The organism is Pseudomonas putida (genome assembly GCF_050990305.1).
GTDB lineage: Bacteria > Pseudomonadota > Gammaproteobacteria > Pseudomonadales > Pseudomonadaceae > Aquipseudomonas > Aquipseudomonas putida_AH.
On record NZ_CP158817.1, the window covers coordinates 4,228,889 to 4,242,245 of the forward strand.

The 13,357-nt window shown below is 62.8% G+C and carries 11 protein-coding genes; all 11 read left to right on the forward strand.

Features of this window, described 5'->3' with window-relative positions; translation table 11 throughout:
• The first annotated feature begins 5 nt into the window (after positions 1-5).
• The 11 genes from ABTV22_RS19005 to ABTV22_RS19055 all read left to right on the forward strand — a co-directional run bounded on the left by ABTV22_RS19005 (position 6) and on the right by ABTV22_RS19055 (position 13,141).
• Positions 6-1,598, forward strand: coding sequence for a GumC family protein (locus tag ABTV22_RS19005; protein WP_433736038.1), 1,593 nt, complete (start codon positions 6-8; stop codon positions 1,596-1,598).
• Positions 1,583-2,695, forward strand: a complete 1,113-nt coding sequence (locus ABTV22_RS19010; protein ID WP_433736039.1) for a glycosyltransferase family 4 protein — start codon at positions 1,583-1,585, stop codon at positions 2,693-2,695. Before ABTV22_RS19005 ends, ABTV22_RS19010 begins: the two co-directional genes overlap by 16 nt.
• A complete protein-coding gene (locus tag ABTV22_RS19015; protein WP_433736040.1) occupies positions 2,692-4,059 on the forward strand; it encodes an O-antigen ligase family protein in 1,368 nt (455 codons plus the stop codon). Before ABTV22_RS19010 ends, ABTV22_RS19015 begins: the two co-directional genes overlap by 4 nt.
• The gene (locus ABTV22_RS19020) at positions 4,056-5,024 is read left to right on the forward strand and encodes a glycosyltransferase (protein ID WP_433736041.1); all 969 of its coding nucleotides are present in this window, start codon (positions 4,056-4,058) and stop codon (positions 5,022-5,024) included. The genes ABTV22_RS19015 and ABTV22_RS19020 overlap by 4 nt, the downstream gene beginning before the upstream one ends.
• On the forward strand, positions 5,017-6,153 hold the full coding sequence (locus tag ABTV22_RS19025; RefSeq protein WP_433736042.1) for a glycosyltransferase family 2 protein: 1,137 nt from the start codon (positions 5,017-5,019) through the stop codon (positions 6,151-6,153). The genes ABTV22_RS19020 and ABTV22_RS19025 overlap by 8 nt, the downstream gene beginning before the upstream one ends.
• Before the next feature lie 11 nt (positions 6,154-6,164).
• A complete protein-coding gene (locus ABTV22_RS19030) occupies positions 6,165-7,166 on the forward strand; it encodes a polysaccharide deacetylase family protein (RefSeq protein ID WP_433736043.1) in 1,002 nt (333 codons plus the stop codon).
• The gene (locus ABTV22_RS19035; protein ID WP_433736044.1) at positions 7,163-8,482 is read left to right on the forward strand and encodes a lipopolysaccharide biosynthesis protein; all 1,320 of its coding nucleotides are present in this window, start codon (positions 7,163-7,165) and stop codon (positions 8,480-8,482) included. The genes ABTV22_RS19030 and ABTV22_RS19035 overlap by 4 nt, the downstream gene beginning before the upstream one ends.
• Positions 8,479-10,398, forward strand: a complete 1,920-nt coding sequence (locus tag ABTV22_RS19040; RefSeq protein WP_433736045.1) for a hypothetical protein — start codon at positions 8,479-8,481, stop codon at positions 10,396-10,398. The genes ABTV22_RS19035 and ABTV22_RS19040 overlap by 4 nt, the downstream gene beginning before the upstream one ends.
• Before the next feature lie 86 nt (positions 10,399-10,484).
• Positions 10,485-11,174 carry an N-acetyltransferase gene (locus tag ABTV22_RS19045; protein ID WP_433736046.1) on the forward strand — a complete coding sequence of 230 codons (690 nt, stop codon included), beginning with the start codon at positions 10,485-10,487 and terminating at the stop codon, positions 11,172-11,174.
• Positions 11,175-11,178: 4 nt separating this feature from the next.
• Positions 11,179-12,393 carry a GNAT family N-acetyltransferase gene (locus ABTV22_RS19050; RefSeq protein ID WP_433736047.1) on the forward strand — a complete coding sequence of 405 codons (1,215 nt, stop codon included), beginning with the start codon at positions 11,179-11,181 and terminating at the stop codon, positions 12,391-12,393.
• Positions 12,365-13,141, forward strand: coding sequence for a ChbG/HpnK family deacetylase (locus ABTV22_RS19055; RefSeq protein ID WP_433736048.1), 777 nt, complete (start codon positions 12,365-12,367; stop codon positions 13,139-13,141). Before ABTV22_RS19050 ends, ABTV22_RS19055 begins: the two co-directional genes overlap by 29 nt.
• Positions 13,142-13,357: the final 216 nt, after the last annotated feature.

The window sequence follows — 13,357 nt, forward strand, 5'->3', positions numbered from 1 at the left end:
CTGACATGAATCCCAAAGAAAATTACCTGCACGAGTTCTTCAGGATCTTCTTCGCCAACAAGCAAATGGTGAAGCGGGTGTTCCTGGTCTTTGCAGTCATCGCCCTGGTCTTGCCGCTGATGCTCAAACAGAGCTTCGATATCACCGCCCAGGTGATCGTGCAGTCCAAAAAGCTCTCCCAGGGCGACGCCACCACGTCCCTGAACCAGGAAAACGCCCAGTTCATTCCACCGTCGCTGGCCGACATGGAAACCGAGAGCAACATCCTGCGTTCGCCCGCCCTGATCCGGCAGACCATCAGCGAGTTACGGGACAAGGGTGAGTACACCCCGTCGCCCGGTGTGATCAATAAACTGCTGGCCCAGCCGTTCAAGCGCTACGTCAGCACGCCGCTGCGCGAGCACGTGATCAACCCGATGAAGTCCGCGCTGGGCATGGAGACCGATCCGGTGCGCGACACCGCGCTCGACGGCTTGACCCAGCAAGCCATCGACAGCCTGAAGATCGAAACCCTGCCGGGTTCCAACGTGATCTCGATCATCTACAGCTTCCCGGACCCGGCCCAAGGCACCAAGTTTGTTGCGGCGTTGCTGCAAAACTATTTGGTCAGCCGTCAGGCGCTGCAATCGATCGACCTGCCACAGAGCTTCTACGAAACCAAGAAAACCCAATATCAAGTGCGCCTCAATGGTCTGGAAGCGAACCGCCAGGCGTTGCTCGAATCCATCGGTGCGGCCGACCCCAAGGAAGAAATCACCTTCCGTCTCAACGCCATCAACACCGAGGAGCAAGCACTCAACCTGTATCGTGATCGCCTGCTGCAAAGCCAGCGCTGGCTCGACTACCTCAAGACCAGCCTGGCCACCGCCAGCAACAACAAGCTCAACGACTACACCTTCCCCTACACCTTCACCACCACCGTGGACAACGTTGCCTTCGAAGATCGCGAGATCAAACAGATGGGCGAGGCGTTGACCACTCAAGTCAGTCGCTACATGAACGACCTGGCGATCTTCCAGCCCGGCAGTGAGCCGATGCTGCTGGCCCGCGAGCAAATCGCCCGCACCCGCCAGCAGTTCCTCAAGGTGGTGAGCAACCGGATTCAGGAACGCACCAACGACCTGGCGATTGTCAGTTCGGTGATCGACCAGAAGACCGCACGCATCGCCGAGTTCAAGAACCGCATCCACCAACTGCAGGAAACCCAGAGCAAGCTGCGCCAGATGGACACCGAGATCGACGCCCTGCACGCGGCGTTCTCCACCTACGCCCAACGCTTCGCCGAGAGCAGCACGGCTCGCTCGCTGGACAACGACCTGTCCAACGCCCGGGTCCTGAGCCCGCCGTTCGAGCCGACCGAAGCGGCGTTTCCCAAACCGCTGCTGATCATTCCATTCGGACTGTTCACCGGCCTGCTGCTGGCGATTGCCCTGGTCTACGTGCGTGAGTTCTTCGATCACCGCTTCAAACACCCAGCACAAATCACCCATGAACTGGGCGTGCCGGTGCTGTTGGTGATCAACGACCAGAACATGGAACCGGGCAATCCGCACAAGAACTGGAGCGTGCCGAGCTTCGTCCATTGGGTGCGCAATTGAACGCGCCTCTGCCATCGGCAACGAGCCGGTCGCTGCCGATCATTCATTTGCTCAGCAGCGGCGGGTTCTACGGAGCCGAGCGGATGCTGCTCGACCACTGCCTGGCGACGCCGGGGCAACACCAGGTGCTGTTTCTCGATGCACCCTATGAGTTGCTCGCACGGTTTCGCGAGGCCGGGGTGGACTGTCGCAGTTGCACGGGGCTGCGGGCGTTGCTGGCGCACTTGCGCCAGCGGCGGGCCGAGCGGCCGCTGATCAACACGCACAACTTCAAGGGACTGGTGTTCGGCTGGGTCGCCGCCACCTTGTTGCGCTTGCCTTTGGTGATCACCCAGCACGGCTTCACGCCCCGTAGCCGCAAACAAAAGTTCTACACCTGGCTGAGCCTGCAACTGTGCCGCACCGCATCGGTGAACCGGGTGGTGTGCGTGGCCGAGAGTATTGCCACCTTGTGCCGTCAGGCCAGTGTGCGGGCGGAGAAACTGCAAGTGATACCCAATGGCTTACCCGCCAGCAATGATCTGCCCGAGCAGGTGACACAACACCCACGCTGGCTGGCCGGTTACGTCGGGCGCCTGAGCAGTGAAAAGGGTCCGGACCTGTTTCTCGACGCATTGATTCCGCTGTGTCAGCAGTACCCGCAACTGGATGTCGTGATGCTCGGCGATGGCCCGGAACGGGACAGTCTGTTGGCGCGCATCAACGAAGCCGGAATGCAGGAACGGATTTCACTGCCGGGTTACCAGATCGACATGCGCCCGTGGTGGCGACAACTCAACACGCTGGTGATCAGCTCGCGCACCGAAGGCACGCCGATGATTCTGCTCGAAGCCATGCAGGCCGGCGTACCGGTGGTGGCGTTCGGCGTCGGCGGCATCCCCGATGTGCTGCAAGACCGGCACAACGGCCTGCTGGCGCCCCCCGCCGACAGCGCCGCCCTCGCCCGGCAGATCGGCACCTTGCTGCGCGACCCGACACTGGCGCGCGAGCTGACCGACAACGCAAGGCGTACGCAACTGGATCGCTATGACCTCAAGGCTTTGGCCGAACGCTGGTCGCAGCTCTACCTCCATACCGCACGGGAGGCACGCGCGTGATTTTTCCGCTCTCGATCGTCAGTCTGCTCGGCCTGGTCTGCCTCGCGTTGCTGGCCAGCCCTTATCCGTTTCTGGCGCCGGGCGCGGTGTTGGGCGTGGTCGGTGTCGCGGTGTTGTACCGCAAACCGGCCTGGGGCCTGCTGGCGATCGCGGCGCTGATTCCCCTCGAAGGTTTTTTCAAGGACAACGCGCTGTCGGGCACCAAGCTGATCGGTGCCTCGCTGGCCCTGATCCTGATGCTGCAACTGGCCTTGCACCAGCTGCCCTCAGAGCGTTTGCGCAGTAACCTCTGGCGCTACCTGAGCTGGTTCATGGTGTTGTACCTGCTGAGCCTGCTCAACACCGATGACATGGGCATGTCCCTGGGGCATCTGCGTGAGCTGAGCGTCGGCCTGATTCTGTTTGTGATCACCCTGCTGATCGGCCGTGACATGAACCTGGACTTGTTCGCCAAAGGGGTGACGTTAAGCGTCACTCTGACCTGCGCGTTGGCGATGTTTTCCAGCAAGTATCAGGATCAGGGGCGTGCCGCCGGCCTGCTGGAAGACCCGAACGCCTTCGCCATGCTGATCGCCTTCGCCGTACCGCTGGCGCTGCTGCTGGTGATTCGCGGCCCGAACTGGCTGCATCGCCTGTTCTGGCTGGCGTGCTTCATGCTGTTGCTCGGTGGCATGACCAAGACCGAATCGCGCTCAGGGCTGGTGGTGTTGTTCCTGAGCCTGATGATCGGCCTGTGGCACTACCGCGCGCAGTTGCCGCGTATCCGTCCACGTCACCTGGGTTTTGCCATGCTCGGCATCGCCATCGTGATTCCGCTGGCGATTGCGCTGATGCCGCCCGGCTATGTGGCGCGCATCCAGTCCTTGAGCATTCTGAGTTCGGGCGCCAAGGCCCAGGACGAATCCCTCGGTCGCCGCGCATCCTACATCGTGGTCGGCAGTCAGATGATCCGCGAGAACCCGCTGCTGGGCACCGGACCCGGCACGTTCCCGCTGCACTACGCCACCACCGGTTATGCCAAGGCGTTTTCCGCCAACCGCAAGATCGGTGACCTGTACCGCCGCGCCCACAACACCTACCTGGAAATCTTCAGTGAACTGGGGATTCCCGCCGGCCTGTTGTTCGTCGGCATGCTGGCGTTGGGGCTGTACAACCTGACACGCGCCCGGCAGGCCTGGATGCGGCGCCGTAACTGGCAACAGGCCGACCTGTTGACCCACCTGGGTATGAGTTACCTGTCGTTGACGCTGTTTTTGATGTTCCTCAGTGCACCGAACCAGAAGTACGTGTGGATCATGCTCGCGATGACCAGCGTGCTGCGTCTGAAAGCCGAAGAAAGTCCCCTCCAGGAGGTCCGGACATGAATCGCATCAGTATCATCATCCCGATGTACAACGAAGCCCGGCACATCGCCCGGACCCTGCTGGCCGCGCAACGCGCCGCCAACGCGGCGTGCCTGGAAAGCGAGCTGATCGTGGTCGACAACGGCTCGACGGATCAGGGCCCCGAAATTGCCCGACAGTTCGGCGCCCAGGTGTTGGTCATGCCTGGCCTGTTGATCGGTGCCCTGCGCAATCGCGGAGCGCAAATCGCCACCGGCAAATGGCTGGCCTTCATCGATGCCGACATCGAGATGCCCGAAAACTGGTTGACCCACCTGCTGAAACTGGAGGCGTACAGCGTGGCCGATGTGTTCGGCCTGGATTTGCACACCCCGGCCGAAGCGCCCTGGTATGCCACGGCCTGGCAACGGCGGACGTTGCGCCCAACCCGGCATACCGTGCATAGCGTTGATTGGCTGCCCAGCGCCAACCTGCTGATGCGCCGCCCCTGGTTCGACAAGGTCGGCGGTTTCAACGAGACCCTGCGCACCGGCGAAGACAAGGACTTCACCCTGCGCCAGACCCAGCACGGTGCACGGTTGATCTCGATCAACGAAAACGTCGCCCTGCACTGGGGTTACGAAATGAACTGGCGCGAGTGGATGGGCAAGGAAATGTGGCGCCAGGGCAGTCACCTGCAACTGTTGCGCACCCATGGCATCAGCCTGCGCCTGCTGCGTTTTCCGCTGCTGTCGTTGCTCGCCTGGTTGCTGGACCTCATGGCGATCTCGGCGTTGTTCAATGGCTTTCCGCACCACGCGGCCATCATGCTGTCGCTGACCACCCTACCCGCGCTGGTCCTGAGCGTGCGCCAGAGCGCCAGGCACCGCAACGTCTGCCTGACCCTGCAACTGTGGGGCTTGCACTGGGTGCGCCTGCACCTGGCCGGCGCCGCGTTCATCCTCAGTCTGTGTCAATGGAATGCCAGGAGGCCTGCCCGTGGCTGAATTCATTTTTTGGTTGTGCCTGTTGTTGCCGGTCTATGCCTATGTCGGCTACCCGTTGTTGCTGACCTTGCTGGCGCCGTTCTTTGCGACGCGGTATCACGGGCCGGCCGCGCCGATGGACGTGAGCATCGTGATTGCCGCGCACAACGAGGCCCGGCACATCGAAGAAAAATTACGCACGGTGCTGGCCCAGGATTACCAGGCACGGTCACTGCAGATCATTGTCGCCAGCGACGGCTCGACCGACGACACCGTGGCCTGCGCACGCCGGGTCGTCGACCCGCGCATCACCGTGCTCGATCTGCCCCGCCAAGGCAAGGCCGCCTGCCTGAATGCCGGCGCGGCACTGAGCACCGGCGAGATCCTGGTGTTCACCGATGCCGATAACCAATGGTTCACCGACACCCTTGGCCACTTGCTCGCGCCGCTGGCCGATCCCCAGGTCGGCGCCTGCGCCGGGCACATGCAGATCCCGGTGACCGGCAAGGGCCTGAGCATCGGCGACAGCCTTTATCGGCACTACGAAGGCTGGCTGCGCCACGTGGAAAACCGCACCGGCTGCATGGTGTCCGCCGACGGCGCCCTGCTCGCCCTGCGCCGCGAGCTGTTCCAGAACGTGCCGGCGCAGGTCAACGATGACTTCTTCATCAGCACCTGCGCGCCGGTGGCGTTCAAGCGCATCATCTACGTGCCCCAGGCCCGAGTGATCGACACCGGCGTGGATGAAGCCGACAAGCAATTTCGTCGTCGCCAGCGCGTGACCGTCGGCGGCTTGCAGAGCCTGGCCCAGCGCCGCGAGCTGCTCAATCCTTTGAAACATGGCCTGTATGCGATTGCCTTGATCAGCCACAAGTTGATCCGGCGCCTGGCGCCGATCCTGTTGCTGCCGTTGCTGCTGAGCAATTTCTGGCTGTGGGAAGACCACGGCTTTTATCGCCTGAGCCTGATCGCCCAGCTGCTCGGTTACGCGGTGGCCATCGCCGGCCTGCTGGATTCGCAGCACCGCTTGCCCAAACCCTTTCGCCTCGCTGCGTTTTTTCTGGTGACGCTCGCCGGGATGAGCATCGGTCTTTGGCAGTTCCTGCGTGGTCAGCGTTATGCGCAATGGAACCCCGAGCAAAATCGATAAGGTCATAGGCCATGGCGATCAAACAATTATTAAAACGCACCAGCGGTTGGCTGTACCTCAACTCCCCCGTCGGCCGCCAACAACTGCATGGCGCCGGTGTGATCCTGATGCTGCACCGGGTGCTGGCCGACGACCGCGCCGCCGACCTGCCCCATCGCAATGAACTGTGCGTGGGCCCCAAGGCCTTCGAGCATTTGCTGGTCTGGCTGAAAAAGCACTTCGACTGCGTGCCCTTGATGGAGATTCTGCAACCGGACAGCCTGCGTTCGCAGCGGCCGAAAGTGGCGTTGACCTTCGACGACGGCTGGCGCGACAACGCGGTGAATGCCTTCGCGCTGCTGCAAAAGCACCAGGTGCCGGCGAGCATTTTCCTGTCCACGGATTTCATCGGCAGCCGCCAGCGCTTCTGGTGGGAAAGCATCGGCGAAACCCTGTGGAACAGCCACGGCGAAAAGGCCCGCCGGCATCTGATCGAGTGCCTGCAGCAACGCGGTCGGCCATTGCCGGCGCCGTGCAATGACCCGCAAGAGCAACGGCGCAGCCTGGCCCTGCTGCAGTTTTTGCAAACCCTGAAAACCTTGTCCCCGTCGGACCTCAATCACCTGACCGACGCCTGCCCGCAGGAGTCGCTGCCGCAAGCCATGGATTGGCATCAGGTGCGTTCGCTGGAAGCCTCCGGCCTGGTGCGCTTCGGCCCACACGGTGCCAGCCATGCGATCCTCACCGGCCTCGACGATCAGCGCCTGGATGAAGAGCTGAGTCGCAGTCGTCAGGCCCTGTTGGAGGGCTGCAATCGGCCGCTGCCGGTGTACTGCTACCCCAATGGCGACAACGATGCGCGGGTGCGCGAGCGCGTGGCCGACCACGACTTCCCGTTTGCCCTGGGCACCGGCACCGGGATCTATCGCGGCACCGACGATCCGTTGGCCTTGCCACGCTTCGGCGTCAGCCAGCGCACCGCGCGCAATCCGCAGTTGCTGTCCTGGCGCATCTACCGTGGGGCCCGCCCATGAGTCGCAGCCATTACCTCAAGCACCTGGCCCTGAGCATGGGCACCAAGCTGGCGATGATCGGCCTGCGTCTGCTGCGCAATGTGTTGCTGGCGCGGATTCTCGGGCCGAGCGAACGGGGCCTGTTTGCCCTGCTCAGCACCCTGCCGGACCTGATCAGCGCCGCCACCAGCGGCGGGTTGAATTCGGCGGTGGGCTATCAGGCGGCCAAGCAACGGCCCATGGGCTTGCTGCTGAGTCAGGTGTTGGTGTTCGGCTGCTTGCTGGCCGGTTTGTTGACCTTGCTGGTGGTGGCGTTGACCCGCGAGTTCGGCAGCGAGTTGGACATCACCACACAACTCGGTTTACTGGCCTGGCTGCTGTTGCTGGCGGTGCCGCTGACGGTGCTCAAAAGTGGACTGCTGACCTTGCACAACGCGTCGGGCGGCGTGGTGGCGTTCAACGCCCTGCGGCTGATCGAGTCGCTGGCCCCGCTGCTGCTGTTTCTGGCGTTGTTCTGGATGTGGAAAAGCGCCGCCCTGGAAGCGGCGCTGATCAGTTGGCTGGCCGGCATCAGTCTGGTGGTGTTGGTGGGCTGGCTGTGGCTCAAGCGCAATCAACCGCTGACCCTGCAATGGGACCGCGCCAGCCAGAACGAACTGCTGCGCTACAGCGCCCGCAGCCATCCCGACTTGCTGTTCCAGCAAGTGATCCTGCGGTCCGACTACCTGTTCATCGGCGCCCTGCTCGGCAGCACCGCGCTGGGCCATTACGCGATGGCCAGCGCGGCTGCCGAGTTGCTGCTGATCGTGCCGGAAGCGGTGACCACGCCCTTGATGAAACGCCTGCTGCAACAGGAAGAAGGCATCGACAAAGTCACGCCGCTGGCCCTGCGCCTGACGGCCACGGTAATGCTGGGCGCCTGCCTGACCATGGCGCTGATCGGTGAATGGCTGATCGTCACCTTGTTCGGCGTCGCTTATCAGCCGGCGTATCCGGCGTTGCTGGCACTGCTGCCGGGGCTGCTGGGGCTGTGCTACGCGAGCATCCTGCGCCTGGACTTGCTGGGCAAGGACCGGCCCGGCTCGATTTCGCTACTGATGGGCCTTGGCGCCCTGCTCAACCTGGCGCTGAACCTGGTATTGATACTGGCCTACGGCATCGTGGGTGCGGCGGCGGCTTCGTCCATCGCCTACCTGGCGGTGACCGTCGCGTTGCTGGTGCTGTATTGCCGCTTGAGCCAGGTGCCGTTCTGGCAAACCCTGATCATCCTGCCCAGCGACGTGGCGCCGATGCTGGAGCTCCTGCAACGCAAGTCAGTGCAGCGGAAATCGGCATGAGGTATTTCGCGCTGGCGGTGAGCCTCGGATTGTCGCTGGAGGCGTATGCCGGGCCGATGCGCTGGGCCGATATTCGCGACGGCAGCTTGTACCTGCAAGCCGATCAACCCGACACCGTCACTGTGCGTTGGGTGCCGGCCTGGCAGGCGGACGCCAATGAAGAACACCTTTACCTGCTCGACGGCCAAGGCAAGTTGGCAGGCGAGCGCCGGATTGCCGCCAGCGAATCCAGCGGCAGCCAGCGCTGGTCGCTGACACCGGGCGCCGCCAGTTATCAGCTGGAGATTCCCGGCTACAGCTTCCGCCGCTACAAGGTCGAGCACGACGAACGCACGGTGGCGTTGTTCGCTCCGGCCAAGGTCCATTTCAGCGCGGAAACCCGGGACGGCGACGAGTTGTTTTTCAAGGTCGCGGCGGGCGAACACGCGGTGCTGGCCGGCAAGTTCCACGGGGGTGTCAGTGCCTTGCAGGCGCAGCGTGTCGGCGATGGCCAAGCGTTGTCACTGACCCTCAAACCGTACCGTGCCTATTGGCAGTTCGATCAGGTCGCCTTGCCGGTGGCCAACGTCGATCAGGTCTGGCGCCTGCGTCTGCAAGGCAGCGGTAAAGTGGCGTTCTGGCTCGATGGCACCGCCAACCTGTTTGCGCAGAACCCACAGCAACTCAAACCGCTGCGCGAAGATGATGGCCAGACTCGCCTGACCTTGCACGATAAGGTCCTGGGCAACACGCCAAACCTGGGCATCGCCCTGCCCTACGTGATGCCGCCGCCCGCCAGTTACGCCGTGCTCGATGCGCTCAAGCCACAGGCGGGTGCTTACTACAGTTTTGTCGACATCACCGCGAAAAAACCGCAGTACGAAGACGGGTTCCGTCAGCTGTATCAGGACCGTTTCGGCATTACCCAGGACATCACCCTGCTCGCCGGCAGCCAACGCCAGGCCGATCTACGCGCCGACACCACCAGCAACGCCGGTCTCGAGGCCTGGCTTGCCGCGACCCGGGCATTGGGTGGCAAAGGCATCCATTACATCGGTTTTGCCGATGAGCCGAACCTCAACTACCCGGACTACGCCAGTTACCAAAGCATTTTCAACAGCATGGCCCGGCAGGTGCGCAGCAACCCCGATAACGCCCGCGCCGGCGTGCGCATCGCCATGCCCGCCAGCTCGCGTCTGATCAATGGCCCGTTCGCCGACAACGCCGCCGACAAGCGCGGCCTGGACTGGGCCAAACGCTTGCTGGCCGAATCCGGTGACCAGGTCGATGCGCTGGCCTGGCACGAATGGATGGTCCGCGACCTGTTGGCCACCCGGGTCTATCGCGACAGCGTGCGCCGCGCCGCCGACCTCGTAGGGCTTGACGCCAACGGGCGGCCGCGCAAGGCCTTGCTGCTGGACCAGACCAACCTGTCCAGCGGTTCGAGCCTCAGCCCCTACGATCAGGAAACCCACTTCACCTCGCTGTGGTGGGCCTCGGTGGTGATCAATTCGGCCCAGGACGGTTTGCTGGAGATGCTCAACTGGTTCCAGGCCGCCGACGAACCCGAGTACCCCAAGGGCATGTTGCGCGTGCACGGCGACAACCATTTCGAACTCAAGCCGGTGGGCCTGGCCCAGCAGTTCATCCAGCAGCATTGGCTGCACAGCGTGCTGTACCTGGAAAACGATGCCTTTGAAGTCGACGTGCTGGCCATGGCCGACGACGCCAAACGCAGCCTGCTGGGGGTCAACAAGGGCTCGCGTTTGCAGCGCGTCGACCTGAGCGGGGCGCACTGCCCGCTGGCCAATGGATCATTGCGTTATTTCGGCGCGGACAACCGCAGCCGCGACGCGCCCATGACTTGTAACGACGGTCGCTTGAGCTTCGAGCTACCAGGGCAAACACTGTTCGCCCTGTCCTGGAATGCCTCGTGACCACCGCTCTTCTGCTTGGCCGCGCAGGCATTTCGCCGCGCGCTGGATTACTCCACTCGCGGGACCGCCCGCCAGGAGCCATTAACATGAGTGCATTGCAGAAACTCAGCCAGCACATCAAGCAAAAAGGCTTGAGCGCCACCCTAAAAAAAGCCTGGAAACACTACGTTTTTTCCCATCAGGAACTGCTGTGGATGGAGCGCGACCTGGTCAGCCCGGTGCCCCCGCATAAACTCAAGCCCTATCCGCCGCTGCAAGTCGTGGCCATCACCCCGCACAACACCGGCGCGTTCGCCCGCCACTTCGGTGACCGCGTAGGCACCATGGCTGAACTGGCCGCCGAAGGTCACACCGGACAGATGCACCTGGACGAAAACGGTGATGCGGTGGCGTTCATCTGGGGCGCCGCCCGCGACTACCACGACCGCCACTACTACGGTTGCTGGTTCCCGGTGAAAGCAGGCGAGTTTTTCGAGTTCGGTGGCGAACTGAGCCGGGGTTACTGGGGCACCAGCTTGTCGATGGACCTGCAAACGGAGTTGTGGAAAGCCATGCTCGCCCAAGGCTGCCACACGGTGGTGGATGTGTGCGAGTGGCACAACATCCCGGCCCTGAAATTGCACATTCGTACCGGGTACACGGAACAGGGGCGCATCATGAACGTGTATGAACTGTTTGGTCGCTGGCGCTTCTATCGCGAAACCCGCTACACCGGCTCGCGCCTGGACACCTTGCGCAAACCGGAACGTTCACCTGCTCAAGCGTCGGTGGCATAAACCTATGACAGTGCGATTGCAATGGTGCGCGTCGCTGTGCGCCGCAGACTTCCCCGCAGCGGCTTATGAAGCGCTGCGACTGCGAGTGATGGACCACACGCCGTTCAACGCGCTGGCCTGGATGTCTGCGTCGGAACAGGCACTGACGGCCGGCGAACGCTTGCACGTTCTGCTCGGCTGGCAGGGCCAGGAACTGGTCCTGTGTCTACCCTTGGTGGCGTCCGTCGAGCGGTTCGGCGGATTGCCGTTTCGGGTGCTGCATCACCTGGGGTATCCCTTGGCCGACCGCCTCGCGCTGCTCGCTTGCCTGGAGGCCTCGGACATGCGCATGGCGTTGACCGAAATTCGCCGTCGATTGCCCCACGCGCTGTTGCAACTCAATGAATTGTACGAACCGGCCGACGCCACAAGCGCGCTGAGCGGATGGATGAGCCAAAGCTCCACCGCAGAACGGCGCCTGAGTTGTCGGGTGCCGGTGCATCGGGTCACCGATGCCGATCACCAGGAAGTCTCGGGCGATCCGCGCTACAAACTGCGCCGGGCGCGCAAACGCATCGCCGCCTGTGGCGCGCAAGTACGGCGCATCACCCCCGACGCGACGACCATGGGGCCGTTGCTCAAGGTCATCGGCGAAGTCGAAGCGGTGAGCTGGAAAGGCGATGAAGGCGTGGGCATTTTCGCCGGCGAGCGCCACCGCCAATGGATGGACCGCGCCTTCACCGCCCTCGCCGCCCAGGGCCTGGTGCGCGTGGTAATTCTGGAACTCGACGGGCGCTGCATCAGCTATCGTCTAGGGTTGCTGGAGCAAGGCCGATTGTACGACTACAACCTGGCATTCCTGCCGCAATACGCCGACCTGGGCAGCGGTCGGGTGCTGCTCGAAGAATGGATTCGCTGGGGTCTGGAGGACAATTGGCGCTGGATCGATGCCTCACGGGTGAGCCTGGAAAACTCCAGCCATCAACTGCATGAGCGCATGACCGGTTACATGGAACACTGGCGCTGGAGCTTTTACTCCTGGCGTCCAAGCGGCCTGGCCCTGGGGCTTGCCCTGCGGGTCTGGCAGCGCTGTAAACCGTTGTTGCAGCAATGGCGGGCCAGGCGTGCGGCAGTCGTCAGCACCCCTGTACCCGTCGCGGCGCCCGCTTCCAGGGCCGCTGCACCCACCGACACAGTTATGGAGGGTAAACATGCCACAGCAAGTCATAGTCAACGCTGACGATTTCGGCCTTAGTGCCTGTGAAAATGCGGTGATTCTGGGGGCTTTCCAGGCCGGGATCATCAGTTCCGCCACCGCCATGGCCAACATGCCCGCCTTCGAAGCGGCCTGTGCCCTGGCCCAACACCCGCTTTTGGAGGGCCGCATCGGCCTGCACTTCAACCTCACCTATGGCCGCCCGCTGAGCCGGCGCATCCTCTCGCGCCGGACCTTTTGCGACAGTGCCGGAGTGTTCGACCTCAACCTGTCCCGCTCCCGCCTCTGGCTCCCTCGCCAGGATCGCCTCGCGGTAGAAGAAGAACTGGAGGCCCAATGGCAACGCTGCGTGGATAACGGCGTGCGCCCCAGCCATCTGGATTCCCATCAACACGTACACAACATCTGGCCCATCGGCGAGATCGTCGCGCGTTTCGCCGCTCGCCAGGGCGTTCCCGTGCGGCTGGCGCGCAACCTGGGGCAAAATCTGAGCCTGCCCAAACGCCTGTTCAAGCAGTTGCTCAACCATCGCTTGAGCAGCCTGGCCGGTGCCACCGCCGACTACGTGTGCACCCCGGTGGATTTGCGCAACGCCGCCCCGCCCAGCGACGGTCTGCTGGAGATCGTCGCCCACCCCAATCAGTTGGGTGCCGATTTTGGCGATGCCTACCTGAATCAGGGTGAGTCGCTGAGCAAGCTACTGGAGCAACGCTTGCCGGGTGTGCCGAGGGTCGCCTATGGCGCTCGCCGCTTAGAGACGATGATGGAATAACCCGTAGGAGCTGCCGCAGGCTGCGATTTTTTGATCTTGTCGTTTAAAAGCAAAATCAAAGGATCGCAGCCTGCGGCAGCTCCTACACAAGCGCCCTGATTTTCACAAAATTTGAGATTCCGGATTCTCCCGGAACGTGGCTTTTTGACGCCTGAAAATTGTGTCAAGGATGCTACATACGATGAAACAAATTGCCGGCCAACACGCCTGCACGCC

Bases quoted from the DNA above. Each gene is read 5' to 3' on its own strand.
- ABTV22_RS19005 (WP_433736038.1), top strand. From the start codon at position 6: ATGAATCCCAAAGAAAATTACCTGCACGAGTTCTTCAGGATCTTCTTC.
- ABTV22_RS19020 (WP_433736041.1), top strand. From the start codon at position 4,056: ATGAATCGCATCAGTATCATCATCCCGATGTACAACGAAGCCCGGCAC.
- ABTV22_RS19030 (WP_433736043.1), top strand. From the start codon at position 6,165: ATGGCGATCAAACAATTATTAAAACGCACCAGCGGTTGGCTGTACCTC.
- ABTV22_RS19035 (WP_433736044.1), top strand. From the start codon at position 7,163: ATGAGTCGCAGCCATTACCTCAAGCACCTGGCCCTGAGCATGGGCACC.
- ABTV22_RS19040 (WP_433736045.1), top strand. From the start codon at position 8,479: ATGAGGTATTTCGCGCTGGCGGTGAGCCTCGGATTGTCGCTGGAGGCG.
- ABTV22_RS19045 (WP_433736046.1), top strand. From the start codon at position 10,485: ATGAGTGCATTGCAGAAACTCAGCCAGCACATCAAGCAAAAAGGCTTG.
- ABTV22_RS19050 (WP_433736047.1), top strand. From the start codon at position 11,179: ATGACAGTGCGATTGCAATGGTGCGCGTCGCTGTGCGCCGCAGACTTC.
- ABTV22_RS19055 (WP_433736048.1), top strand. From the start codon at position 12,365: ATGCCACAGCAAGTCATAGTCAACGCTGACGATTTCGGCCTTAGTGCC.